Genomic DNA, 26706 nt, shown 5'->3' on the forward strand with positions numbered 1-26706 from the left:
CTCCGCCAGATACCGTGATTCAGGCTTCTTGCGGAACGCTTTCGCGGCTCTGCGTCAATTCCAGGAAAACGTCCTGTAGATCGGGCTGTTCGGTGCGCACGTCGCGGATGCGGATGCCAGCCTCGCGGACAGCCGCCAGAACTGCCTCGGCGCTGGTCTGCCCCGCGTGATAGGTCAGCGCCAGCGTGCCGTCGCTGCGCATCGCCACTTCGATGCCCGGGGCGTCCGGACGTGTCTCTACCGGCGTTTCAGGCGCGATGATCATGGTACGCGAATCGAGCCGCGCCAACAGATTCGCGGTGCTGTCGCGCGCCACCACCTGACCGTGATTGATGATGGCGATCTGGTCGCACATCTCTTCGGCCTCTTCGAGGTAATGCGTGGTCAGGATGATCGTCATGCCCTCGGAATTGAGACGGCGGATATTTTCCCACAGCATCTGGCGCAGCTCGATATCCACGCCCGCTGTCGGCTCGTCCAGCACCAGCACATGCGGCGCATGCACCAGCGCCTTGCCCAACAGCAGCCGTCGCCGCATCCCGCCCGACAGGGTGCGCGCATAGGCCTGCGCCTTGTCCTCCAGCCCGATCAGCTTCAGGATCTCATCGCTGCGCCGTTGCGCCTTGGGCACACCGTATAGCCCGGCCTGCACCTCCAGCGCGCCGCGCGGGGTAAAGAACGGATCAAGGTTCAGCTCTTGCGGCATAACGCCGATGGTCGCCCGGCTCTGACGTGGGTTCACGTCCTGATCGAAGCCCCAGATCGTCACCTGCCCCGCGGTCTTGATCACCAGCCCGGCCAGGATATTGATCAACGTCGATTTACCGGCCCCATTCGGCCCCAGCAGGCCAAATACGGATCCTGCCGGAATATCCAGGTCAACGCCGCGCAGCGCCTCTTTGCCCGGAACACCGCGGCGTCCGGCATAGGTTTTGCGCAAACCGCGAATCTGGATGGCGTTCTCGCTCATGGTCCTCTTGCCCCTACCTTTGGGATCGCTCATAACTGGACCTAGGTGAAGTGACGGCAAAAGGAAACGCCCCGATGGTGACGCAGGCCCCTGAAATTCGGATCGTAGACCAGTACAAGGTGGCGTGCGACGGCAGCGAGGGCGCGCTGGGACATCCACGCGTCTGGCTGCAAATCCCGGCCGAGCTGGGTTGGGTCGAATGCCCCTATTGCGACTGCAAGATCATCCACAAGGATTTTGAAGGCAAAGTCTGAAGACATTTGCCCGTTGCGCCGTGCTGCTACGGACCAAATTGAGTATTTGGCCAAAGTAGAAGCCGGGGCTTCAGGATCGCAAGCAGATCTGCCCTGTCGAAGTGGTCAAGGCGTGCAAACGGGTGGCGAGCGGTGCCGCGCCGTGTCATATCATATCCATCCATTCGAGGAGGCGCGCGCGCATGACCACGCAATTCGGCAAGGGATGCCACCTGCATCTGATCGACGGCTCTGCCTTTATCTTTCGCGCATATCACGCGCTGCCGCCACTGACGCGCAAGTCTGACGGGCTGCCTATCGGCGCCGTCTCTGGCTTCTGTAACATGCTGCAACGCTACATCGACGGTAATGCCGGCCCCGATGCGCCGACCCATGTGGCAGTAATTTTCGACAAGGGCAGTCACACGTTCCGCAATGATCTCTACCCTGAATACAAGGCCAACCGCGAAGCGATGCCTGAGGATCTGCGCCCGCAGATCCCCCTGACGCGGCGCGCCACGGAGGCGTTCAACATCGCCTGCAAGGAGGTCGAGGGATACGAGGCCGACGATATCATCGCGACGCTGTCGGTGCAAGCGCGCGATCTGGGCGGGCGGGTGACGATCATCAGTTCCGACAAGGATTTGATGCAGCTTGTCGGCGGCGGGGTCGAGATGCTGGATGCGATGAAGAACAAGCGCATCGATGTCGAAGGCGTCGAGGAAAAGTTCGGCGTCGGGCCAGACCGCGTGGTGGACGTGCAGGCGCTGGCAGGCGATTCGGTGGATAACGTACCCGGTGCACCCGGCATCGGGATCAAGACCGCCGCACTGCTGATCAATGAGTATGGCGATCTGGATACGCTGCTGGCACGCGCAAGCGAGATCAAGCAACCCAAGCGGCGCGAGACCCTGATTGAAAAGGCCGACCAGATCAGGCTGTCGCGCCAGCTGGTTCAACTCGATTGCGAAACGCCGCTCGATTTCGGACTGGATGATCTGGAGGTGCGCGATCCGGATCCCGAAAAGCTGCTGGGCTTTCTGGCCGAGATGGAATTTCGCACGCTGACCAAACGCATCGCCGACGCGATGCATGTAGAGCCGCCCGTGATTGATGATACCCCCCCGCAAGGGGCGGAAGAGGCCGCCCCCGAATGGCCGCCGATCGATGCGGCGAGCTATGAAAAAGTCGCAGACATGGACGCGCTGCAGGTCTGGATCGACCGGATCACCGCTCGTGGATACGTGGCCGTCGATACCGAGACGACATCGCTCAACGAAATGCAGGCCGACCTTGTCGGCATCTGCCTCAGCGTCGTTCCGGGACAGGCCTGTTATATCCCGCTCACCCACAAGGATGGCGAGGCGGATGACCTATTTGGGTCGGACAAACTGGCGGATGGCCAGCTTGATCTGGACGCCGTGCTGACCGCGCTGAAGCCTGTTCTGGAGGATGACAGCGTCCTCAAGATCGGTCAGAACATGAAATATGATACCAAGATCTTTGCCCGCTACGGTATCGCGGTCGCACCCATCGACGACACCATGCTAATGTCTTATGCGCTCAATGCCGGCCTGCACAATCACGGTATGGACAGCCTTGCCGAACGCTATCTGGGCCACACCGCTATCCCGATCAAATCGCTTCTGGGAACCGGCAAATCCGCGATCACCTTTGACCGCGTTCCGATCGATGATGCGGTGAAATACGGCGCCGAGGATGCCGACATCACCCTGCGCCTTTGGCACTATTTCAAACCGCAATTGCACCGTCAGAAGGTCACGACCGTCTACGAAACACTTGAACGGCCGCTGGTCCCGGTGCTCGCACAGATGGAGCGGCACGGGATATTGGTGGACCGTGACGTACTCAGCCGCATGTCGAATGCCTTTGCCCAGAAAATGGCCGGTCTGGAAGCTGAGATTCACGAGCTTGCCGGGCGCAGCTTCAACGTGGGCTCGCCCAAGCAACTGGGTGAAATCCTGTTTGACGAAATGGGGCTGGAGGGCGGCAAGAAGGGCAAGACCGGTGCCTATGCCACCGGGGCAGACGTGCTGGAGGACCTTGCGACCGAGCATGAACTGCCCGCGCGGGTGTTGGACTGGCGGCAATTGAGCAAGCTGAAATCGACCTATACAGACGCGCTGCAGGATCATATCGACCCCGATACCGGACGCGTGCACACGTCCTATGTCCAGACCGGTGCCAACACCGGGCGGCTGGCCTCAACCGACCCGAACCTGCAGAACATCCCCGTGCGCACCGAGGAAGGCCGCCGCATCCGCACCGCCTTCATCGCGCCCGAGGGCCGGACGCTGGTCAGCCTCGACTACAGCCAGATCGAGCTGCGCATTCTGGCGCATGTCGCCGATATCCCGGCGCTCAAGGATGCCTTTCACCAGGGCCAGGACATCCACGCGATGACCGCAAGCGAGATGTTCGACGTGCCGATGGACGAGATGACACCAGAGGTGCGCCGCCGCGCCAAGGCGATCAACTTCGGCGTGATCTACGGCATCTCGGGCTTTGGGCTGGCGCGCAACCTGCGCATTCCGCGTGCCGAGGCACAGGGCTTCATCGACCGCTATTTCGAACGTTTCCCCGGCATCCGCACCTACATGGATGCGACGGTGGAATTCGCAAAAGAACACGGATATGTGCAGACGCTGTTCGGGCGCAAGATCCACACGCCCGAAATCGGTGCCAAAGGCCCGCGCGCGGGCTTTGCCAAACGCGCCGCGATCAACGCGCCCATTCAGGGTACTGCCGCCGACGTCATCCGCCGCGCGATGATCCGCATGCCCGCCGCCATCGAGGGGCTGCCCTGCCGGATGTTGCTACAGGTGCACGACGAACTGCTGTTCGAGGTCGACAATGACGCGGTGGATGATGTGATCGCCGCCGCCCGCGCTGTGATGCAGGGCGCAGCAGACCCAGCCGTGCGGCTCGATGTGCCATTGATCGTGGATGCAGGCCAAGGCGCCAACTGGGCCGAGGCCCACTGACCTCAGCCGAACTCGCGCCGGATCGCCGCACCGTGCTGGTCAAGCGACGGCACCGGGCCATAAGGGGCACCTTCCTCCGAAGCGATCGTCGCACCGGGCGCCAGAACCGCCACCGGCCCACCCGGCAGCGGGGTATCGGCAAAGCGGCTCTGCGGGTGCTCCACCAGATCTTGCATGCTCGACAACCGCCCATAGGCGATGCGCGCCGCATCCAGCAGCGCCGCCGTGTCTTCGCGGCTCTGGCGACCCAGCAGGCTCTGCACCAGCGCATCGACCGCCGGGCGATTGGCCACGCGGTCGTCATTGGTGGCAAACCCTTTGGCGGTCGCATATTCCGGCACGTCGAAAATCTGCATCAGCGCCGCCCACTCGCGATCATTCTGGATCGAAATCAACAATTCCTGCCCGTCGCCACAGACAAACAGGCCGTAGGGCGCAATGGTCGGATGCATCAGCCCCTGCCGCGCCGGCGTCTTGCCGCCATAGCGGTGCTGCAGATAGGGCACGTTCAGCCATTCGGCCATCGCCTGATACATCGACACTTCGATATGGCGGCCCTTGCCGGTCACGCCGCGCCCGATGAGTGCCTCAAGAATGGCGGTATAGGCCGTCATCCCTGCGGTGATATCCACCACCGAGACTCCGACGCGGGCCGGGCCTTCGGGCGTGCCGGTGATCGCCGACAGCCCACATTCGGCCTGGATCAGCAGATCATACGCCTTTTGCCGGGCACGCGGGCCGTGTCGCCCATAGCCAGAAATCGAACAGCAGATCAGCGCGGGAAACTCGGCGCACAGATCGTCCGGGCCAAAGCCGAGGCGCTCCATCACTCCCGGCCCGAGATTCTGGATCAGGATATCCGCCGTGGCGACGATCCGGCGCAGAACAGCCTTGTCCTCGTCGGCCTTCAGATCAAGCGCAATGGATTCCTTGCCCCGGTTCAGCCACACGAAATAAGAGCTCTGCCCGGCGACAAGCGAATCGTAGCCACGCGCGAAATCGCCCTCGGGGCGCTCGACCTTGATCACCCGCGCGCCGGCATCCGCGAGCTTTCGCGACGCAAATGGCGCTGCGACCGCATGTTCAACAGAAACAACTGTCAGTCCCTTCAGATCCTGCATCTTCACCCTTCCTGTTCGCGTTCCCATCACAATGACCGTGCAGGAATTTTTCGGCAAATACCTTGTTTATTACCGCGCGATAGGTTCATCCTATAGGGACACAGAAATCAGCGCATCCGGAGGGTGCTGGCATGGACTCCCGGCAGCTAAAACATTTTCGCAAGATCGTCGAACACGGCTCGATGAGTGCGGCCGCGCGCAGCCTGGGGATCGCCCAGCCGTCGCTGTCGCAACTGGTGCGCAACCTCGAGGCGTCGCTGGGGGTCGAACTGCTTATGCGCTCGGCGCGGGGCGTCTCGGCGACCGAGGCGGGTGATCGGCTATACAACTACGCCTGCCGGATCGAGACCCTGCTGGAGGATGCCAGATCGGAGGTGATTAATGTCGGGTCGCGCCCCGCCGGGCGCGTCACCTTCGGTATGCCGCCGTCGATCTCGATGGCATTGTCGATTCCGATGGCCGAAACCCTGCGGGTTGAGCTGCCCGAAATCCAGTTCTGCGCCACCGAAGGGATGAGCGGACATCTACGCGAATGGGTCATGAGCGGCGAGATCAACCTGGCGATCCTCTATGACAATACCGGGCTTGGTGACTGCATGGCCGAGTTTCTGCTGACCGAAGAGCTGTGGGTCTATTCGGCACCTGACCTTTGGCCGTTCAAGACCCCGCCGGGCACGCCGGTGGATTTGCGCGACGTCATCGCGCAGGACCTCGTGCTACCGTCCAGACGCCACGAGCTACGCAAGTTCATCGACCAGGCAGCCCGCAACGAGCGGCCAGAGCCGATCGTGACGATCGAGATGGATTCACTGCCGCAGATCCTGTCGCTGGTCGCGCGCGGCAGCGCCTACACGGTGATCTCGCCCGCCGCGGTTTTCGGGATGGTCCAGGAGGGCAAGCTGATCGGCAGCCCGATCCGGAACCCCAGCCTCAGCCGCAAGCTGTATCTCGTACGCACCGCCGCCGCCCGCATTACCGCCGCAACCCGCGCGACCGAGACCTGCTGCCGCGAGGTGGTTGGCGATCTGGTCACGCGAGGTTTCTGGCAGGCGGAACTGCCACAAACGGAATAGGCTGGCTCTATCGCCCCTCCCCGCCGGACACTATTGGTCTTGGCACCCGCATCGACGCTAGGATGCCCGAAACCGTGCCAGAAACAGGAGCCGCCGCAATGACTGCCGAAACGGGAAAACTGACCGACGCGGTGCGCGCAGAATGCGAGGCCGCCATTGGCCGGACCCGCACCGTGACCGACAGCATGGCCCCCGAGCCGGCCGCAAAACTCGCCGTCCTGCTGGGCCGCGACATGCCAGAGGCCGGGTTGCCGCCGACCTGGCATTGGGCATATTTCAACACCGGAATCCCCGAGGCCGATCAGGGCCGCGATCTGCACGAAGAAACCGGCCGTTTCCTGCCAGCCGCCCCCTTTCCGCGCAGGATGTGGGCGGCGGACGATGTCACGGTACACGTTCCCTTGCAACTGGGCGTGCCCGCCCAGCGGCGCGTCACCGTGGCCGATGTCGCGTTCAAGCAAGGCAAGTCTGGCGCGATGTGTTTCGTCACGCTCGCCCATGAAATCACCCAAGGTGGCGTGCTGGCCATCGAGGAGGCACAGACAGTGGTCTACCGGGATCGCGGCGCGCCGGACGCAGGTTTACGCGGGCCGAACGACCCGGTGCCAGAGGGCTACCGCCTGCATTCCGAAAGCCAGCTCTTTTTCTATTCCGCCGTCACCCATAACGGCCACCGCATCCACTGGGACCGCGATTTTTGCCGCAAAGAAGAAGGTTATCCCGATCTGGTCGTGCACGGGCCGCTGATGGCGACCGAACTGTGCATGCAGATGTTTGATGGGGTCACCCCCTGCCGCTACAGCTTTCGCGCGCAGGCGCCGGTATTCCTGACAACACCGGTGCGCTACCTGCCGGGCGCGCCGGCGAACCCGCGCGAGGGGCGCATTGAGCGCTCCGATGGTGTCACCTCCATGAGCGCGACGCTGACGGCGCTCTGAGTGCACGCCACACGGTTGCTACCAGTTATTCACCACCTGCGTGCCCCCCCACGGCGCTGCCGATCAGCCCGAGGATCGTCCGCACGTTCGTAACAGGCGATTCGGTGGCAATAATCTTGTCTCCGGGATTGATCTGGAACTGCCGCGCGGCAAAAAGACCATCGGCGCTGGTCAGATCGATGGTAAAGACCACCTGCTGCCGCGCGGGCCCCTTTATCCCGTCGGCCACCTGTTTCGCTTCATAGTCCCGCAGCACCAGCACACCCTTCGGGTCGGCGCGGCTATCGGCCAGCCCGCCCATCGCCGACAGCGCTTCCATCGCGCTCATCCGGGCTTTTTCAAGGTAGATGATCCGCTCGTCGCCCGCGACCCCCAGCGCGTTGAAGCTGCGCGTGTCCTCGACCACCGCGATCTGGTCACCGCCACGCATCAGCACATTGGCCGAGGCCGTGGCCAGCAACCGCTCGGCGCGTATCTCGTAGGTATGCGACCCACGGATCAAACCCACCAACGGATGTCGCAAGTCGCTGTCGATCCCGCCGCCCTGCGCCAGCACGCTGTGAGGATACCCGTATCGCGATTTTCCAGCGTGTAGCGTCCGGGCGCGCCCAGGCCGCTGACCAGATCGACCGCATTGTTGCGCCCGGGCGTCACGTTCAACTGCACCTGCGCCGAGGTCGATATGCCGGTCAGCGCGTCCTGTATCCTGTCGCGTGCCCGAACGGGCGTCAGGCCGCGCACCCGCACCTTGCCCACATATGGCATGAAAATCTCGCCACTGGCCGAAACGGTCATTTGCGGCAATGCCGTGTTACGTCCGCCCCTGCCGATCAACAGTGACGTTTCGTCCGCGTCCCAGACATGGATATCGAGCACGTCACCAGCACGAATGAGCGTCGAATCGGGGCCGCGCCCAGCCTTTGGCCAGTGATAACGCCCTGACCAACCGGTCACCGGCCATGTCGCGATATGACCCATCGCCGTGCGCGTGACGGGCACTACGGCAAAAGTGGGATTAGCCGCATCCTGCTCGGTCAGTATCTCGGATTGCAGGGCGGCACCGCGCGGTAAACTGCACGCAGCCAGAAACACGCTCAGGCCCGAAATGGCCAGTAAACGCAGCAGCACGGACACAGGCGAATTTCTCCAAGCTGAAACAACCCAGAGGTACATAGCCCGACACGCCGTCGAATCACAAACGTAAAAAGTTAGTCACCATAGGGTGTTGCGTGCTCCTCTTGTGGCGCCTCAATCCCCCAGATCAATCGGCCCCATCTCTGGATAGGCTTCGCCCGGCCCGGGGTTCCCCGGATGCGCCCGCCCGCCATAATGATGCATCACGCCCCAGACCGCGTTCAGCGCCGTCTGCACCGCGCCCTCGACCCAGGCCGGCGTCCAGCTGATCCCATCCCCGGCCAGAAAGAGCCCGCGCTGTTCGGGCGGCATGTCGTCCTGCATGAAATGGCCGTACATCCGGTGGTTATAGCGGTAATGGCCGGGCAACGCGCCCTTGAACGCACCGAGGAAATTCGGGTCGTTCTCCCAACTGACGGTGATCGGATTGCCGATGATATGCTTGCCGATATCCACCTCCGGATAGATCTTCGACAGCGCCGCCAATGCCAGATCGACCCGCTGCTCAACCGGCAGAGGCGCCATTTTCAGCGCGTCGGACATCCATGAATAGGTCAGGCAGATCACGCCCGGCTTGTCTGGCCCGTTCTCGAACAGGTAGGTGCCCCGCGTCATCCGATCGGTCAGGGTGACGCTCATGGTCTCGCGCCCCGTTTTCGGATCGCGGTCACGCCAGAACGGGCGATCCACCATCACGAAGGTCTTGGACGATTGCATGTAGCGCGTGCGGTCCAGCGCCATCCACATGTCCTGACTCAGCAGGCGCTCTTCCACATCCATCGCGGTTGTCAGCAGCCAGCTCTGGCAGGTGGCGACCACGGCACCGTAGTGCTTGGTACGCTTCCATCGGTCTGTAACGGCGAAATCTCCGTCACCATCGCGGTGGATACGGATCACGCCGGGCAGCGGCGCACCACTGTGCAGGCTCTCCAATGTGGTGCCACGCGGCCAATGCACGATCCGCTCGGGCGCATGCGACCACAACCCGCGCGGCACGCTCTCGACCCCGCCGACCATGTATCGCTGATCGTCGTCCAGACGCAGCGCGTTCACCCGCAGGATTTCCAGCATCGAGTTGGGAAAATCGCTGTCCCAGCCGCCGGTGCCAAAGCCAACCTGGCCAAAGACTTCGCGATGCCGGAAGCTGAGCTTCTTGAACGCATCGGATTGCGCGACGAAATCGTAGAAGCTGCGCTCGTCCCAGCCCTTGACGATCGGGTTCCATATTTCCTTGACCCCGGCCGCATCGCGGCGCCGGATCGCCGCCTGAAGGTCCGAGAACCGCGCGCCATCCTCCAGTGCCTGATCGTAGGCCTCAGCCACTTCGCGAAAGAGCGGCGGCAGATCGTCCAGGCTCTCGGCATAGAGCGGCTTGCCCTCCAGATCGATGACGGTTGATCCTGCCGCCGCACTCAGCGGGTTGGGGAACGGGCGCGAGTCGATGCCCATCTTGTCCACGTAGTGATAAAACCCCGTGGACGAGATCGGAAAGCGCATACCGCCCAGTTCCGCAATCACGTCTTCGGTGCCTTCAAACAGCTCAGACCGCAGGCGGCCGCCGAACTTGCCGGATTCGTAGATGACCGGCTTCAGCCCCAGCTTCATCAACTCATAGGCAGTCACCACCCCGGCCATGCCCGCGCCGATCACCGCGACCTCCTGCCCGAACTGGTCGGCAGGGATCTGTCCCAAGCCATCGGGATGGGCAAGCCAATCGTCGAAAGCAAAGGTGAAATCCGGGCCAAATGCGGTGATGGGCGTGTCGCTCATGTCTCTCCTCCAGTGTTGGGGGCCGTCAGCGCGGCGTATAAATCGGGGCGCCTGTCTGTCAGATGCGCCCCCTCCGGCGCATGTCTGCCAACGAAATCACCGATCAGCAATGCGGTGTCCGTGGCGCCGGCTCGCGCCAGATCGCGACCGCCCGCATCCACGATGCAAGACGCGCCGCAATAGGTGAATTCACCCTCAGAACCCACGAAATTGGCATAGACCATGCCGATGCCGTTCTCTTCGGCCCGCGCCGGTACGATGCGGCTGCAAACGCTGTCGAACGGCACCATATTGGCCGTGGGCGCGATTACCAGATCGGCTCCGGCCAGCGCATGGGCGCGCACCAGTTCGGGGAATTCAATGTCGTAACAGATGGCCAGTGCAACGCGCATGTCGCCCAGCGCAACAACCGGCGACAGCGCCGCGCCGGGTAGGAACTGCGCACGGTCCACATCGCCAAACAGATGCGTCTTGCGGTAATTGATCCGCATCTGCCCGGAGGCATCCACCAACTGGGCGCTGTTGTAGATCGCACCGCCCTGATCGTCATCCGTGCCGCGCTCGGGATAGCCGTAGGCGATGGCAAGACCGTGTTTGCGGCACATATCAGCAACAGCCTTGTGATAAGCGCCGGTCGCAGGCTCGGCCAGTTTGCGCACGGTGTCGGCCCCGATCGCATAGCCCGTCACGGCCATCTCGGGCGTGACCAGCAGCGCCGCACCGCGCGCGGCGGCGTCACGGGCCGCGCCGTCGATCCGGTCCAGACCGGCAGCAGGATCAGCAGCGGGGGGCGGGCATTGCAGCAGGGCGATTTTCATGCACACGACTCTCTTTCTTTGGCTCAGAATGCCACGCGATACGCGGCGCTGCCATAGATGTCTGGGCCGGGGTCAGTAATCCTTCTGGAAAAAGATGCCCAGCTTGCTTTCGTTCTCACTGTCGACCGAGCCACGCGCTGTCACGGATTTGCTGAGATCGATATTCAGCGAAATCGCACCACCACCACCGCTGGAGGTGGTGACATCCGTATAGACATTGTCAGAGATATATTTTCCCACGCGCAGCCCGGTATTGCCGTCCTCGTCCGATGTGACGTCCAGATCATCCACCCCGATCTTGCGCCGCAACCGGCTGACAACGCCCTCGCCCCCCTTGCCCGCAAGCGTCGCGACAGCACTGGCCAGTTGCGCCGCCTGCAACGGCGACAGTTCCGTCAGGTCGCGGCGAAAGAAGATCTGCGACAGCACCTCGTCCTGTGGCGCATCGGGCACCGAGCTGAAACTGACCTCGGGAGAAGATGCCGGGCCTTCGATGGTCACGCTGGCCGTACCGTTGCCCGTGTCTGTTCGGGCGACGAACATCAGGTAGGGGTCGAAATCCCCTTGCAGCAACACCCGGCCCTCGTCCAGATTGAACCGCTTTTCCAGAACGTCGAGCCGCCCTCGGACAAGATCGAAACGCCCGGCCGAAATGATGTCCGCCGTGGTCCCGGTCAGCCGCAGTTCTCCCCCCAGTTCCGCGTCTATCCCGCGCCCGCGCACAAAAATGCGCGATGGGGCCGAGATCGTCACATCAAGAGGATAGACCGGCCCGGGGCGCCCCTCCTCGCCGCCAGCGCCCGACCCGACACCGGCGCGCTGCTGGGTCTGGCGCGCGGCGGCGGGCACGTTCACATGGGTGATCGGCGGCAAAGAGCCAAAGCTGGTGATCCCGGTCGAGGGAATGCTGATGCTGGTCTTGCCCAGGCTCAACCGCCCGGCGATGCGTGCCCCACCCTGCAGCGGGCCGTTGACATCCAGAGCGCCCGACACCCGCGTGTGATAGATCAGCGAATCCGTCACCACCACCTCGGCCAGTGACACGCGCAGATCGGCGGGCATTGCCCCGGTCAACTGCACCGGGCCGCTGACCGACAGGCGGCCACCATTCGCGACATTGGCGCTAAGCGACAGGTCAGCGCGCCCGCCGGCAATCTCGGCGCGCGCATCGATCCCGGTGAGTGCGATCAGCAACAAGGGTGCAGAAAAGCGCGCGCCGCTGGTGCTAATCGTGCCCGACAGCGCGCCAAGCCCCGGCGCACCATTCAGCGCCAGGTCGAAGGTCGCCTGTCCCTGCAAGCTGCGCGGGCGCAGGAAAGGCTCGCTCAGGCCCAGCGGCACCGACCCGCTTGCGGTCAGGTTCATCTGCTCACCGCTCGCGATGGTGCCCGCGACCCTGGCATTGGTGCCGCCCGGCCCTGCCAGTGCCGTGTCGATAGTCCACCCTTCGCCGGTCTGCTGTGCAGTGCCGTCGAGCGTGAGCACACCGGCAATTTCCGGCACGAAGGGACGGATATCCGGCAAGCGCGCGGTATACCGGAACGCAGGCGCGGCCCCTGTCACGGTTCCTTCGACATCCGCGGTCAGCCCGTAGGGCCCGGAGATATCCGTATCAACCTGCCAGCCATCCGATGTTTCCTCCAGCGTACCGGTGGCGGCAAGCGGACCGGAATAGCCGGGCACAAGCGGGCGCACATCCGGCAGCCGCGCGTCAAAGTAGAAGTTCGGCTCCTTGCCCGTCACACGCCCTTCGACCTCTCCCGTCAGCCCGTAAGGCCCGCGCAGTTCCGTGTCGATCAGCCATCCCTCGGGCGATTGCCCCAGCGTGCCATTCAACGCCACGGCACCGGAATAGGCCGGAACGAGCGGGTTGATATCCGGCACCCCCGCATCAAAGCGGATGCGCGCATCGGGGCCGGTCACCAGCCCTGCGATCTTGGCGCGCGCTTCAAGCGGCCCTGACGCCGTCAGATCGACGCGCCAACCGACAGCATCCTGCACCGCCTTGCCATGGACCGTCAGTGGACCGGGCAGGCGTGGCTCGATCTCGCCAAACTCGGCCAGACGCAGCGCATAGGATGCCTCGGAATCGTCGGTGGCGAATCGACCCGTCGCCGAAAGGGCAACTTGCTCGTTCACGATCTCGGCACGTTCCAGCACGGTGCCCTCGGTTCCGCGCCGTGCCGTGATGTTCAACGCGGTCTTGCCCCGCAGCAGCGTATCTGCCTGCGCCTGCCCCACACCCAGATCGGTGGCGGTGCCGATGATGGACAGATCGAACTGCCCGCCCAGCGCTACGGTGCCGTTCAGACCAAGCTTGGCCGCGCCGCTCAACGGCTGTTCGACCAGGCGCGAGAACTTGGACAAGTCACTGGTGGTCAGCTCGGCTTCCAGATCGGTTTTGAAACCGCTTTGCAGCGCGTCAATATCCGCCGCGCCAGTCAGTTGCGCCGATGCACTGCGCAGGTCAAGACCGGTCAGCTTCAGCAACTCGCCCTCAAGATAGGACATGCTGAACGTGCCCACCAGATTGGGCCCCACCGCCTCGGCCAACGCCGGATCGGCCAAACTCAGCTCCTCGGCGGCAAAGCGCACATCGGCGGTCACGCGCCCCAATGTGCCCACGTCGCCCTCCAGCACCCCGCCTGCGGCCAGTTGCAACGTGCCAATGCCGATGCCCGCGCGCGCCAGTTCCGACACGTCAAAGCGCGCAGTCCACGCGTTCGACCGATCTGCCGCGTAGGTGATGTTCAACGCCGCGTGGCCCACTTTGGTCTGCGGGCCGGGGATCGGCAGCACTGTAGCCCCGCGTCCGCCCAGTTCGATCTCCAGCGCGATCTGCGTCGGCCACTGTTCGGCATTGAGCGCAAGCGCCCCGGTCAATGACACTTCCTGCGCCGTAAGCCGCAGATCGCTCAGCGTCAGCGCGCCGTCCGGCTCGCGCTGCCCGGCCACGCGCATGATGACGTCATCCCCAAAGAAAGGGCGATATTTCGGCGCAAGCAGGGCGGTCACATCCCCGCCCAGATTGGCCGAGAATTGGCGTGCAGGGTCGTCACCACCTGCCCGGGCCTTGACCGCGCTCAGGATGACCTGACCCGACAGGCGCTTTTCACCGTCGGATTTCAGCTCGATGTCAGAGGCGAAATCATCCAGCGGCCCCTCGCCTGCAACGATCAGATCAACGCTGGGGCGTCCCGGCAGGTCGAGCAGCCGCGACGCGATCCCCCCTGCTGCCTCGCTCAACGCCAGATCGAGGTTCAGCATCTGGCTGGCCTCTGCGAACTTCGCCTTGAAATTGAACGTGCCCCGCTTGTCGTCCAGCCTGCGGGCCGACAGGTCCACCGATGCGTCGCCGCCCGCCAGCATCGCTGAAGCCTTGAGTGACAGCCGCAGTTCCTCGCCCAACAGCGGCGCACCAATGATGATCTCGTCCACCTTGAGCGTGTCGAGCTTGATCGACACCGGAAGTTCCGGCAGCGAAAACGGCTCTGCCTCGGGGGCGGGCAGACCGTCGTTCTTTTCCTTGGGGGCGCGGGACAGCACGATCTTCTTGGCGCTCAGGGTCTGCACGTCGAGCTCGCCACGCAACAGCGCCGAACGCGTCCATTGCAAGGTAAGATCGGTCAGGGTCAGCCAGATGCCGTCCTTGTCCGCCACGGTCACCTTGTCGATGGTCGCCTCGCTGCTCAATGCGCCGCGAAACCCGGTGATATCGACCACGCGCCCCTCGCCGCCCAGACTGTCCTGCAACAGGCGCGTCAGATACCCCTTGTCGTCGGCACTGTCCTGCGCCGTCACGACGGCTGGCAGGCACAGGACCAGCGCGACCAGTATGAAGCGAAGCCAGCTCAAAATGCCTGTCCTATGCCGATATAGATTTCAAAGCCCGAATTGCTGCCCGGCCCGCTGACCGGGACGGCCACATCCAGCCGCACCGGACCGATCCCGGTGTCATAGCGCGCACCGATGCCCGCGCCGCTATGCCACTTGCCGGAACTGCCATCGGGGAACCCCTCGGCGCCGATATAGCCGGTGTCGTAGAACCCCACGAGGCTGATCTTTTCGGTGGTTTGAACCCGCAATTCCCCCGACAGCCCCAAGAACGACCGGCCGCCGCTGATGCTGCCGCCGCCCAAATCCACGCCCAGCGACTGGTAGCCCTGCCCGCGCACCGTGCCGCCGCCGCCCGAGTAATAAAGGAAATCCGCAGGCGCGTCCGCCAGGTTGGGGCCGACCAGCGACCCGACCTGCCCACGCGCTGCAAGTGTCACCCGCTTTTCCGGCCCGACACTGTAATAGCCGCGCAGGTCAAGCTTGCTGCGCATCCCGTCATCGGTGCCAGACAGATTGACGAACGGAGTCATGCTGGCCTCGGCAAAATAGCCCGATTTCGCGTTGAGCTTGTCATCGCGGTAATCGTAGCGCGCGCTCAACGGCAGCGTGAAAATCGAATAGGATCCCGTCCCGAACACATCCACCGTGTCCGAGACCCGATAGCCCACCCCGTAAGAAAACTCGCGATGCTCCGACGCATGGTGCACGATCCCGCTCTCCAGCGCGAAGGTGGTGGCAGAAAACGATGGTTCGTCCAGTTCTTCGAACTCGAAACCCAGGAAGAAATCCATATCGGAATCAAACGTTGCAGGCCGCTCGAACCGCGCGCCAAGCCGGTAATCGATCCCGCCGCTGTCACCGCCAATCCCGGTGACCTCGCCATCCAGCCGCAACCGCTCTGCCCCGCCAAAGATATTGCGATGCATCCACATCGTGGAAAGCCCCAGCCCTTCAAGCGACGACAGTTCCGCACCAAAGCTGAACCGGCGCGGTGGCGCCTCGGTGATCTGCGCGGTGATATCCAGCGTATCGCCCGGCCCGACCTCATCGGCCTCGCGCAGAGTCGCAACATTGAATGCACCGCTTCGCCGCAGCCGTTCGGTGGCGCGCTCCAGCGTCTTGGGTGAATAAACCTCACCTTTCGGCAGCCCCGCGATTTCCTTGATCCGTTTGGTACGCACTTTGTCGTTTCCGGTGACCAGCAGATCACCGAAACGCAACAACGGGCCAGGCTCCAGCGCGATCGCCGCGTCGATACGGGCGCGGTCGTGGCGCGCGGTGATCTGCTGTGCCCCAATCGCGGCCTTGGCATGCCCGACGGCCCGCCAGTTGTCCACGCCCGCCTCGGCGGTGTCTCTCAGCACATCAACACCGGCCACCTGACCCTTTGCGAATCCTTCGGGCAAGCGCGTGCCCGGCGCCAGCGGTGCCATGCGCAGATCGCCAAACCGAAACAGCGGGCCGGGCTGCACCCGGATCACCGCACGCTTCACATCCCCCAGCGGCGCGACGGGCGACAGATCCGCCGCTTCGCGACCGTCCAGCGTGATGCTGATCACCGGCGAATAATACGCCTGTTCATAGAGCGTGGTCAGCAACCGTTGATAATCAGCCCGCGCAGCGGCGACGATATCCTGTGCCGCAAGGTCCGTGCGCGGCTGCATTGCCATCAGCAGCGACGCGGCGCCCAAAGTCTCGTTCAGGGCCGGATTGTCGCGGGGCGTGGGTATCTGCACCTCAAGCGCCAGAGCGGCCGACGGCACACCGGCGAACGCTGCCAGAAGCAGCAAGGAAAACAGGGAATTTCGGCGTCGTTCAGCCACGGTTCGGTCCTGTTCCGCCTCTTCGGCCATGGGCGATTGCCCCTTGATTGCGACATTGGATTACCCACAACGTCGCGCTATTGTCGTAGCAGCAAAGTCTAGGACTTCGCACAGGTATTTCAAACCACCCATATGCCCCCGGCCCCTTAAATCAGCGACTTTCCGAGCATGGCAGCGCCCGGCCGCCCGAAACACGGGAAATTGCTGAATTCTCCTGTCGCCATACGCAAAGGTCAGGATGTTCCAACCGCCCGGAACCTGAAAAGTTCCCGACTTTCGACGCCGACGGCCTGACAACTCACCCCGCCTCGACTGCGCAACGCATGACGCCCCGAACAGTTGGGCTATTTGTGCTCATTTGCGGGTCCGGCGGCCCATGCGCAGAAACCCCAGCCGGGCAGCAATGCCGCCATCAGCCATCCGAGACAGGCAGCGAAGGCTGTAAACCCCGCACAGGACCGCGGCCAACACGCCAGGAACGATGGCCGCACCGGGCCACAGCACGGCAAGGATACGCAGCGCCGCGATGATCGCCATGAACAGGACCGCCAAGGTGACAACCCTGCCCGACCACCGAAAGCCGTGATGCCGTCTGGCCAACCCCGTCGCCAGCGCCAGCAGAATTGCCGTCATCGCGATCTTGCCAATGGCCAGCGATGCCAGCCCGAATTCCAGCCCGAGCAGGCCGGACACCACCAAGGCAAAGGCAAGGTTGGCCAGAAACTGGGTTGTGAAATAGGCCTTGCTGTTCTGGTGGGCGACCATCAGGAAACCAACCACCCTGGCAGGTATCAGCAGGATATCCGACATCAGCCACCACCCCATGAGCGTCGCGACCGGTGCAAACTCGGCAGAAAAGAGCAAGGGCAGGATCCATTCAGCCGTCCCCGCCAACCCGATCAGCAACGGGCCACTGACCAGCAGGCCCAGCCGGGCCTGCGCGTTCACCAAAGCGTTCGTTTCGGCAACGTTGGCAGCAGATTTCACCAACCGGGGATAGTAATCAGTCTGCATCGCCGCGATGAGAAAGCTGGTTGAAAGCCCCGAAATCGACAACACGGCCTGCAACCGTCCCACATCGGCCGTGCCGCGATAATACCCGGTCACCGCCAGGACAAAGGTCACCGTCAGAAGTGCGACGCTGGTTCCGGCCATGTGAGCGAGCGAAATCGACACCGTCTCGCGCCATTGACCCGGCAGTGCCGCCCACCGCGGCGCCACGTCGACAGCGGCGTTGCGGGCCACCAGCACCAACCCGATCAGGAAGTTAAGCGCAGGCGTCAGCAAGACCAGCGCAATGACCCCCCCAAGGCGCCACTCCAGCAAGATCAGCGTGCCTATCCCGGTCGCAAGCGTGATTTCGATCACGCTCAGCCAGGCGAGTGGCTTGATAAACCCAAGTGCCTGAAGCACCGCCGCCTGCGATCCGGCCATCAACGCCAGCAAGACGCCGATACCGATCAGCCCGCATTCCCATGCGCGTCCCGGATTCTGAAAAATCAGCTCAGCCAGCCATTCGCGGGCGAAGAATGCCGCCGGCACGGCAATCAGGCCAAGCAACAGATTACCGATGAACAGTGCAGTGCGGGCGTTCGACAGGCGCAGGGGATCATCCTTCGCCAGCGCCATCTGGCGGACCCCGCCAAAGTTCAGCCCGAGCCCCGCAACCGACGCGACCGTTCCTTGCAGATTGGTAAACAGCCCGAACAGCCCGACCCCCGTCGGCCCCAGCAGCGCCGCGATGATCTTGAGCCGGACAATACCGATCAGGATACGTAACACCGAGGCGCTGCCGATGATGGTCAACGCGCGCAGCGCCGCGCGGGATGCACTGCCCGAAGGCGTTTCGTTTTGCACCGGGGCGTTCAGCCTGCCGACTTTCTGGCGATTCCGTCAAACGCGGCCTCAAAACAATCGGACACGCGGCGCGCGGTTTTGGCCGTCATGCCGATATCCCAGTGCGTGTCCTCGACGTAGTGGATGGTACGATCCGGCAGGATCGCCTGCAGGAACTCGGGGCTTCTCTCGAAGATCGCGCGGTGCTCTTCGGAGGCGACAATATCGACGTGGTCAGTGTAGGGTGCGAGGTCGTCATAGGCTGCCGCCGACAACATCAGGCCACGCGCCCAGTAATCGAGGCTCATATGCTCCGGGGCGCCGTTGAACCGGCGCAGATAGCGCATCGATACATAGATCCCATAGGCCCGCAGCGCCTTGGATCGCCGCCGGTCTCCCCGCAGATACCCGTCGCCGCCCAGCAGTCGTGCGTTGATCGCCCGATCGCACAGGTCGATCGCGCGCCCTGCAAAGGTCTTGGCCGTGAGGGTGTTCGGCAGGCCGGCTTCCAGACGCATGCGCATGACCTGCAGACGCGGGATATTCGGGTCAAGCAGGACCAGATGCGTGATCGGGCGCCCCTTAGCGGCAAACTGGCGTGCAATCTCGGTGGCGACATAGGCGCCGATGCAGAATGCACTCAGCAGGATCGGCCCGGTCGGCCACCGCTTTTCGATCTGGCCAACATAGATCTGCGCAAGCTCTGTCAATGTCCAGATCGGCGGCGTGCCGGGGCGCATGCAGGGATGCTCCAGGTACTTGACTGGCCGATGCGCGGTCAGCGCCAGATGAAACGCGGGCGGCGGTGCGGTGTATCCGACATCGCAGGGCACGATGAAAATCGGCGCCTGCCCGTCATTGCCCTCTCCAAGTCCCAGATGCGTGGCAAGCGCGGCCGGGCTCGGCGCTTCGTATAGAACAGTGGTCGCCAGCCGGACTCCGAACTCTTTCTCGATCGCCAACAGCAGCCGGATCGCCGCCAGAGAGTTGCCGCCATTATCGAAAAGCGAATCCTGCGGCCCGAAAGCCAGGCTGCGCAGTTCGTGCCGGAACAACTCCGTCAGCTTTGCCACCACAGCGTCATCCGGCGCGGCCGCAGCGTGCGCCGAAGGGGCGGGCTGCGCCTCCTCGATGATCGGCAGCTCGGCCGCAGCGATGCGGTCGAGCTTGCCGTTCGGGGTGCGTGGTAGCCGGTCATGGGCGACATAGATCGCCGGGCGCAAATGAGGCGGCAAATATCGCGTCGCCGCTGCGCGCAACGCGCCGACATCCAGCGGGCCGCGATGTTCGACATGAGCAACCAGACGCATGTCGGCCAGCCCTTCGCGTTGCAATAACCGCATCAGCGCGGTCGCCGGATCATCGCTTGTGCCAGCCTTCTGCATCGCCGTGGCGATGGTTTCGGCAGGCAGCGTGCGCAGCAGTTCGGGCAAAGGCCGAACATCCGCTGCGGTGACAACCACTGCCGGTATCATCCGGGTCCGCAGAAGGGTGTTTTCCACCTCCCCCGGCTCGATCCGCGCACCACCGATATTGATCTGGTCATCGCTCCTGCCAAGATAGACAAGCTGCCCATCGCAGATGACGGCGCGGTCACCGGTTCGGAAATAGCGCGGCCCCGGCAACTCGGCAAAAGCCGAATGATCCGCGCACGCGCCAAATCGCTCTGCCGTCGCGGCGGGGTTTTCCGCATAGCCATCTGCCACGCCTGCGCCGCCGATGATCAAATGCCCCGGCACGCCGCTGGGCAGGATATTGTCCTCGGCATCGACCACGGCCACCCACGCCCCCGCGACCGGACGGCCGGACAGGACGACGCTGTCGGTCGGCTTGCATTTATGCGCTGTTGCCCAGACCGTCGCTTCTGTGGGGCCGTATTCGTTGGTCAGGGCCGATCCGGGGACCGCTTCGAAATGGCGCGTCAACGTGGTCACGGGACAGGCCTCGCCTGCGACAATGACATGTGTCGGCCATGGCTCTGCCGGGTCGCGCCGATCCAGCATCGCGTTATAGAGCGTGGGAACGCAGAGCGTATGTGTCGCACCGGTCAGAAGCCGCGCCAGCGCATCCACATCCCGCGCCTCCTGCTCGGTCGGCAGCACGAGCGTGCCACCCGTCGCAAGCGTCCAGAACAGCCCGGCGATACTGCTGTCAAACGCAAAGCTAGACAGCATTGCGAAGCGGGATGGCGGGGCATCGTAGAAAATGTCGCGTGCATTGGTGCTGTCCGATACCTGCCGGTGGGTGATGCTGACCCCGCGCGGCGTGCCCGTCGATCCGGACGTGAAGATCAGGTAGGCCGCATCGTCGGCCTTCGGGCTGGGCAAAGGCGCCCTCTGGCCATTCCATCCAGCGCCATCAATGCCATTTTCCGTAACACCAAGGCAGGGAATGTCTATTCCCCCCGCCACCGCCGCCGGGTCATCCACGATGGCAAGACGCGCCTTCGCGCCCACCACGATCGTTCGGATACGCTCAGGCGGATAGCTGGGATCGACCGGGACATAGACGCCTCCCGCCCGAAGCACACCCAGCATCGCAGCGATCAGATGCGCCGAGCGGGCCTTGCAGACGATCACCCGGTCGCCCGCGCCAACGCCCGCGGCCCGCAGCCGCGCGGCGATGGCATCCGACCACTGGCTCAGTTGCGTCCAGCTGATGCTCTGCCCGCCGCAGGTCACTGCTGTCGCAGCCGGATTTTTCTCTACATTCTCAAGTATCCGGTCGAGGACAAGCCGGGGATCGCGCACCGGCGGCCCGATCAGCACGCTCCGGTCCATCGCGCCATCGCCAACACGGTTTACAGTGTCGGTTGGCGATCGAACGGCGCGGCACAGGGCATCTTCTACCCGTGCCAGCATCGCGTTTGCCACGTCCCGGCTGATCTTTGCGCCTGAATATTCGATACCGACATCCACGGTATCCTTCCGCAGCTCGACAAAGATCGAAAGATCCGTCACCGCAGAACCGTTGAACGCAACCCGTTGCGTGACGGGCTTACCATCCAGTTCGGTGGGGATCGCATCGTCATAGGCGACCAACACGCGCAGCGGCTCCGCCGCCAGTCCGGCGGCCCGCCTGTCATCCAGGATTTGGCTGATGGGATAGGACCGGTGCGGCAACGCACGCCCGACCGCGAGCCCCGCCTGCTGCGCCAACGCCGCAATTGTCGTCCCCCGCGCGCAATCGAGCCTGACAGGCAACGGATTGAGAAGATATCCGAAAAGCGGCTGTGCATCCGGGTGGTCACGGGTAGAGGCGACAATGCCGATCTCCAGATCACTGCCAGCCATGTAGGGGCGCAACCCTGCGGCGGTCGCTGCCAGAGACAGCGACACCGGCCTTTCGTTCGCAGCGCGCACTTCATCTGGCGACAGTGAACTGCGGCGCGTCACAAAACCGTCCGGCGCACCCGGTGCAGCAGTTTCGCAGAGCAGAGCCGAGGCCGGCGTCTGCGTCCCGGACTCGAACCAGAACGCTCGATGCGCCGCCTGCCCCGTTTCAACCTGCCAAGCGCAGAAAGATGCGTAATCGGTTCGCAATTCGGGTGCCGGGTGGCCCGCCAGCACGTCGATGATCTGCGCCCACAGCTGATCAAAGCTGTCGTGATCGCCACTCACATGGTGGATCGCAAAGGTGATCACCGTCGACCCATCCCGCACCGGCTGTATCAGGCACCGCAACAACGGGCCATCCGACAGATCAAACGGCGTGATCTGGAATGCCGAAATGGCCTCCGGGACGGCCTCCACCACGATCGCATCGCGAGAGGTCACGACCTCGATTGCCTCGTCCCGCCCCAGCTTGCGGCGCGGTGTTCCATAGCTCCATGACAGCGGTTGATGCTGCGGCGCGACCGCCCGCAACGCTGCCTCGAACCGGGGCGCATCTACTGTGCCCGCGACATGAAAAACCCGCGCCACATTGTACATCAGCGCATCAGGCCGCGCCCGTTGGTCAAAGAGCAGCGTCTGCTCGCCCACCGACAGCGGCGGGACATCGTCTTCGAGCAGCCGCGTGATTTCCGGCGCCGCCGCAGCGGGCCGAGCCGCCCCTTCGGATGCCATCAGCCGGTCGATCTCTTCAGCGAGCGCGCGCGGCGTGGTGTGGGTAAAGGCCAGATCCTCGCGGATGCGCGCACCGAACTCGGCACTCAGCCGCACGATCATCTCAAGCGCGGCCAGCGAATCGCCGCCAAGCGCAAAGAAACTGTCATCGATCCCGATAGGCTCGATCCGCAGTTGCTTCTCCCATGCCGCTATGATCACTTCCTCGGTGCTATTCGATGGCGCGGCAACCGGCTCCAACGTATGGCGATGGATCCGATCCGGCCCCGGCAGCGCAGCCATGTCGAGCTTGCCATTGCGGGTCAGCGAAAACTCCGGAACCGCCACGAACGCGGCTGGAATCGCATGGGCTGGCAGGGTTTGCGCCAGAAAGGCCCGAAATTCGGCCGCCGAAGGCGCCTGCGTCACACCTTCGGCCAGCTTGACCCAGGCGGTCAGGGTCTGGCGTGGCGCGGGATCATAGCCGATCTCTGACAACATGCGCGCCACATCATCCGCGTCCAGATCGTCGTCCAGCTCTGCCATCGCCTCGTCGCGGGTCTTGTGCCCCAGACGCACATCCCAGGCATAGGGAACCGCGTAGTTGTGATAGCCCTGCTCGATCTTGTGGGTGTGGATTCCTGCGGCGTTGATCAGGCAGTTGGTTGACCGGCCGGTATCCTCGGGCCGCAGCCAGGGGGTGCGATCCGCGAGGTACGCCAGCATCGTCGTGAGATCGACATCGACGTAGCGATAGAAATCCAGGTATTCGACCTGCTCGAACACCGCGTCATCCCGAAAGGCACGGGTATCCAGCAGCCGGTTCGCGGCGTCGTCGATGCGGTGATAGCTGCGCCGCGCCTTCAGCACGGCCCGATCGATGGCATCGGGGTCGAACCGGTCCAGCGCGAACTGTTGCGGTATCAGCCGCGTCTCGAAAAGCTGCCCGCGCGACAGGCCCGTGACGATCAACGGGATACCCAGCTCCAGCGCGCGATTGGTGGCCAGCGTGTAGATGGTCTTGAAACAGCCATTGCAGACGTTGGAATGCGACGCCAGAGAGTCTCGGAAAATGGCGTTCATCGCCGGGGTGGTCGCGAACTCGTGGTCAATGCCCAGCTCATTCACGATGCGGCGGATGTTGTCCTTGGCCTGCTCCGAGATATAGCCATTGTCGAGCGTCAGGGCGTAGGGCGTGAACCCCAGATCGATCAGGCGGTAGAGCGCATAGGTGGAATCCTTGCCGCCGCTCAGCAGGTGCATGCAGTCATATTTGCCCGTTGCGGACGCGCGGGCCGCGGTTTGCCTGGCGGCCAGATCCTCCTCGGTCCGGAACCAGCTACGAGCGACCGGCGCAACGCGGTCATACTCGCGACAGGTCTGGCATATCTGCGCATCATCGAAGGCAATACCCGGCACATCATCCGGCAACCCGCAGCGCGCGCAATACACGCGCACAGGTTTCGGCGAGGGCGCCCAGCAGCCCGCGGCGACATTCGCGACCGACGGATGACAACTCAGCGCGTGTTCGATCTCGGTCAGGTCGATACGGATGCCGCCAACCTTGATCTGCGTGTCAAAGCGCCCGAGATACTCCAGCTCACCATCATTGCGAAGTCGCACGATATCGCCCGACCGGTAGTAGCGCATGCCGTCCAGTTCCACGAAAGGTCCGCGCCCCGTGTCGCCCAGGTATCCGGCCATCACACCGGGATGCGAAATCAGCAATTCGCCCGCAACCCCCACAGGCACGCGCTGGTCATAGCGGTCGACGATCCGCAGTGTTGTGCCGGGGGCCGGTTTTCCGATCAACACATCACTGCCGGCCAAATCCGCACCAAGGCGGTAGATCATGCAGCCGACCACAGCTTCGGTCGGGCCATATTCGTTGAAGATTCCGATACCGGAGTTGGCACTGCGCAAATCCTCGGCAATGCGCATGGCAAATGCTTCACCCCCCACCACCAGCGTTTGCAGCGCATGTCCCCTACCCATGAGCCGGGTCAGGATCTTTAGGTGCGAGGGTGTCGCCTTGCACCATGTGATCGCGGGCGTGGCGGCGATCTGCGCCATCGCCTCGGCGCCGCTGCCGGGACAGACAACCAGCCGCCCCCCGGCAAGGATCGGGGCAAAAACCGTCGTCAGGGTCAGATCGAATGTCAGCGAGCCGAATAGTGACGCAACAGGTGGTTCCGCTGCGTCGAAATAGGACGCGAGCGCGAAGCGGACGTAACGCGCCAGCCCCAGATGGGTGATCGGCACGCCCTTCGGCTCCCCGGCAGAGCCGGACGTGAACAGCAGGTAGGCTTCGCTTTCATCGCTGACCGCCGCTAGCGGGGCGGCGGCGTGGGTGCGCAACCCGTCGACCTGATCGGCAGAGGTGAACACATGGGCAAGCCCCGCCCGTTCAGCCAGCTTCCTGCGCCGCGCCTCAGGCTGGGTCGGGTCGATGGGAACAAAGGACGCCCCGGCCAGCAGGATGCCGTAGATCGCGGCCACCGCCTGAATGGACGGGCCCAGCGCGACGCCGATCCGCGCTCCCGGTTGGCACGTCTGGCCGATCGATGCGGCCACCCCGCACGCCCATTGCCACAACGCGTCCCCGGTCAGTGCGATATCGTCCTGCTCGATCACGACCGCAGAATTGCCAGCCAGCGCCGCTTTCAGGCGCTCAGGCAGCAGCACTGCCGCGCCATCGAAATCCGGGGCGGCTTCCCATTCGGCAATCAAGGCCGCATCCGCCGCGCCACAGATTGGCACCGCCCCCAGTGGGCTCTCGGGATCATCCAGCAGGGCGCGCAAGATCGCTTGCAGATGCTCCGCGATCCGGTCGCGATAGCCATCGCCCGCCGCACCGTGCCCGATGTCCAGCACTAGGTCGAAGCGGTCGGGCGTGCGCCCCTGCGCATCGGCATATAGGGTCGAATGCAACCGCAACGCCTGCCCCGCATCCATCGCGCCACAATGCAACCACTGCACGCGGGCCGGGATATCGCAGAACTGCGTCGGTGCGGTTTCGGGCGGCAGAACGTTGACCAGCGCCGCGTAGTCAGGCGCGGGGCTGGTTCCGGGGATCGCGAATTTGAGCGTGTCGAAAACAGCCGCCGCAACCCGTCGATGAAACGCCGCATGCGTCTCGCCCACGACAATCTCGATATCCATCGGAAACACCTCGACAAGCGCGCCGATACAGCGGCGCGAGGCCGCACTGGTCCGGTGGCTGACGGGCAGACCAATGGAAAACTGGCAATCGCCGCTGACCCGGTGGATCAACAGAGCCAACGCCGCTGTCAGCAGCACCGTATGCGACAGGTTGCCGAAAGGGAGAGCATAAACACCTTTTTCGCGTGTCTCCAGCAGATCGCGTATCTCATCCGAAAGCGGAACGGCCACCTGCGACGCGCAAGGCGTCGGCAGGTCGGACGCTGGGTAAAACCCACCGGGGCGCGGTGCCGGAACACGCTTTCTCCAGTGCTGCAACGCGCGCTGCACCATCGGATCAGGCGCACGCGGCAGCGCCGCAACCCAGCCATGGTAAGACACCTCCCCGAGCGCGCCATCTCCGCCGTAGGCCGCGGCGGTCGCCTCAAACACAAGCGCGGAACTGGCAGCATCGGTGAGAGTATGGTGAATGTTGAGATACCACGACGCCGTGTCGTCCTCGTGCCGCAGCAAGACGCTGTCATAACCGCAAACACCCATGTCGAGCGGCCGCGCAGATCGCCGCCGCGCCCACTCGGCCACCTTGCCTCGCGCCAGCGGTATCACCTCGGCCGGACGTGGCGGATCAGCCAGAACCACGGCCGCCGCACCACCCGCAGGCGTCATCCGGGTACGCAAGGCATCCGACGCCTGAACAACCGTACCAAAGGCCCGTACGAACCGGTCGTTATCGATGGCGCCATCCAAATGCGCAAGCAATGCCATGTTTTGGACAGGCGCGTCCGGATGCCGTGTCTGGGACGCCCAGAGTACCCGCTGCATCGCAGATAGCGGCACTTCGATCTGACGCGGCGGGTCTGCCACCGCCAGATCAGTCTGCTCAGACCCATCCACTGGAATTCTCCCGGGTTGCGTGACACATGACCTTAGACGAAATCCC

The 26706-nt window shown here is 63.7% G+C and carries 14 protein-coding genes; 4 read left to right on the forward strand and 10 right to left on the reverse strand.

Annotated features, from left to right (window positions below; genetic code table 11):
• Nucleotides 1–19: 19 nt before the first annotated feature.
• A complete protein-coding gene (locus O3306_RS06785) occupies nucleotides 20–970 on the reverse strand; it encodes an ABC transporter ATP-binding protein (protein WP_272004856.1) in 951 nt (316 codons plus the stop codon).
• 74 nt (nucleotides 971–1044) lie between these two features.
• Here O3306_RS06785 and O3306_RS06790 point away from each other — a divergent pair, with 74 nt between their 5' ends.
• Together O3306_RS06790 and polA are read left to right on the forward strand one after the other, a co-directional pair.
• Nucleotides 1045–1224 (forward strand): zinc-finger domain-containing protein, encoded by a 180-nt coding sequence (locus O3306_RS06790; RefSeq protein ID WP_272004857.1) that lies wholly within the window; start codon nucleotides 1045–1047, stop codon nucleotides 1222–1224.
• A gap of 182 nt (nucleotides 1225–1406) precedes the next feature.
• Nucleotides 1407–4208 carry a DNA polymerase I gene (polA, locus tag O3306_RS06795; RefSeq protein WP_272004858.1) on the forward strand — a complete coding sequence of 934 codons (2802 nt, stop codon included), beginning with the start codon at nucleotides 1407–1409 and terminating at the stop codon, nucleotides 4206–4208.
• Between the two features lie 2 nt (nucleotides 4209–4210).
• On the opposite strand, the gene O3306_RS06800 is transcribed toward polA, so the two are convergent.
• Nucleotides 4211–5329 carry a CaiB/BaiF CoA transferase family protein gene (locus tag O3306_RS06800; RefSeq protein WP_272004860.1) on the reverse strand — a complete coding sequence of 373 codons (1119 nt, stop codon included), beginning with the start codon at nucleotides 5327–5329 and terminating at the stop codon, nucleotides 4211–4213.
• A gap of 131 nt (nucleotides 5330–5460) precedes the next feature.
• On the opposite strand from O3306_RS06800, the gene O3306_RS06805 reads away from it, so the two are divergent.
• Together O3306_RS06805 and O3306_RS06810 are read left to right on the forward strand one after the other, a co-directional pair.
• A complete protein-coding gene (locus tag O3306_RS06805; protein WP_272004862.1) occupies nucleotides 5461–6402 on the forward strand; it encodes a LysR family transcriptional regulator in 942 nt (313 codons plus the stop codon).
• Nucleotides 6403–6500: 98 nt separating this feature from the next.
• The gene (locus O3306_RS06810; RefSeq protein WP_272004864.1) at nucleotides 6501–7340 is read left to right on the forward strand and encodes an FAS1-like dehydratase domain-containing protein; all 840 of its coding nucleotides are present in this window, start codon (nucleotides 6501–6503) and stop codon (nucleotides 7338–7340) included.
• Nucleotides 7341–7365: 25 nt separating this feature from the next.
• On the opposite strand, the gene O3306_RS06815 is transcribed toward O3306_RS06810, so the two are convergent.
• The 8 genes from O3306_RS06815 to O3306_RS06850 form a co-directional block, all read right to left on the reverse strand.
• Nucleotides 7366–7848 (reverse strand): hypothetical protein, encoded by a 483-nt coding sequence (locus O3306_RS06815; protein WP_272004866.1) that lies wholly within the window; start codon nucleotides 7846–7848, stop codon nucleotides 7366–7368.
• Nucleotides 7839–8468, reverse strand: coding sequence for a polysaccharide biosynthesis/export family protein (locus tag O3306_RS06820; protein WP_272004868.1), 630 nt, complete (start codon nucleotides 8466–8468; stop codon nucleotides 7839–7841). Before O3306_RS06820 ends, O3306_RS06815 begins: the two co-directional genes overlap by 10 nt.
• A 120-nt stretch (nucleotides 8469–8588) precedes the next feature.
• On the reverse strand, nucleotides 8589–10244 hold the full coding sequence (locus O3306_RS06825; protein ID WP_272004870.1) for a flavin monoamine oxidase family protein: 1656 nt from the start codon (nucleotides 10242–10244) through the stop codon (nucleotides 8589–8591).
• Nucleotides 10241–11062, reverse strand: a complete 822-nt coding sequence (locus O3306_RS06830; protein WP_272004872.1) for a carbon-nitrogen hydrolase family protein — start codon at nucleotides 11060–11062, stop codon at nucleotides 10241–10243. The genes O3306_RS06825 and O3306_RS06830 overlap by 4 nt, the downstream gene beginning before the upstream one ends.
• 72 nt (nucleotides 11063–11134) lie before the next feature.
• Nucleotides 11135–14917: a translocation/assembly module TamB domain-containing protein gene (locus tag O3306_RS06835; RefSeq protein WP_272004874.1), complete on the reverse strand. Its 3783-nt coding sequence runs from the start codon at nucleotides 14915–14917 to the stop codon at nucleotides 11135–11137.
• Nucleotides 14914–16752 carry an autotransporter assembly complex protein TamA gene (locus O3306_RS06840; RefSeq protein ID WP_272004876.1) on the reverse strand — a complete coding sequence of 613 codons (1839 nt, stop codon included), beginning with the start codon at nucleotides 16750–16752 and terminating at the stop codon, nucleotides 14914–14916. Before O3306_RS06840 ends, O3306_RS06835 begins: the two co-directional genes overlap by 4 nt.
• A gap of 324 nt (nucleotides 16753–17076) precedes the next feature.
• Nucleotides 17077–18579 (reverse strand): oligosaccharide flippase family protein, encoded by a 1503-nt coding sequence (locus O3306_RS06845; protein ID WP_272004878.1) that lies wholly within the window; start codon nucleotides 18577–18579, stop codon nucleotides 17077–17079.
• An 8-nt stretch (nucleotides 18580–18587) separates the two neighbouring features.
• Nucleotides 18588–26660: a non-ribosomal peptide synthetase gene (locus O3306_RS06850; RefSeq protein ID WP_272004880.1), complete on the reverse strand. Its 8073-nt coding sequence runs from the start codon at nucleotides 26658–26660 to the stop codon at nucleotides 18588–18590.
• Between the last annotated feature and the right edge of the window lie 46 nt (nucleotides 26661–26706).

The organism is Roseovarius sp. ZX-A-9 (assembly GCF_028369135.1).
Classification (GTDB): domain Bacteria; phylum Pseudomonadota; class Alphaproteobacteria; order Rhodobacterales; family Rhodobacteraceae; genus Roseovarius.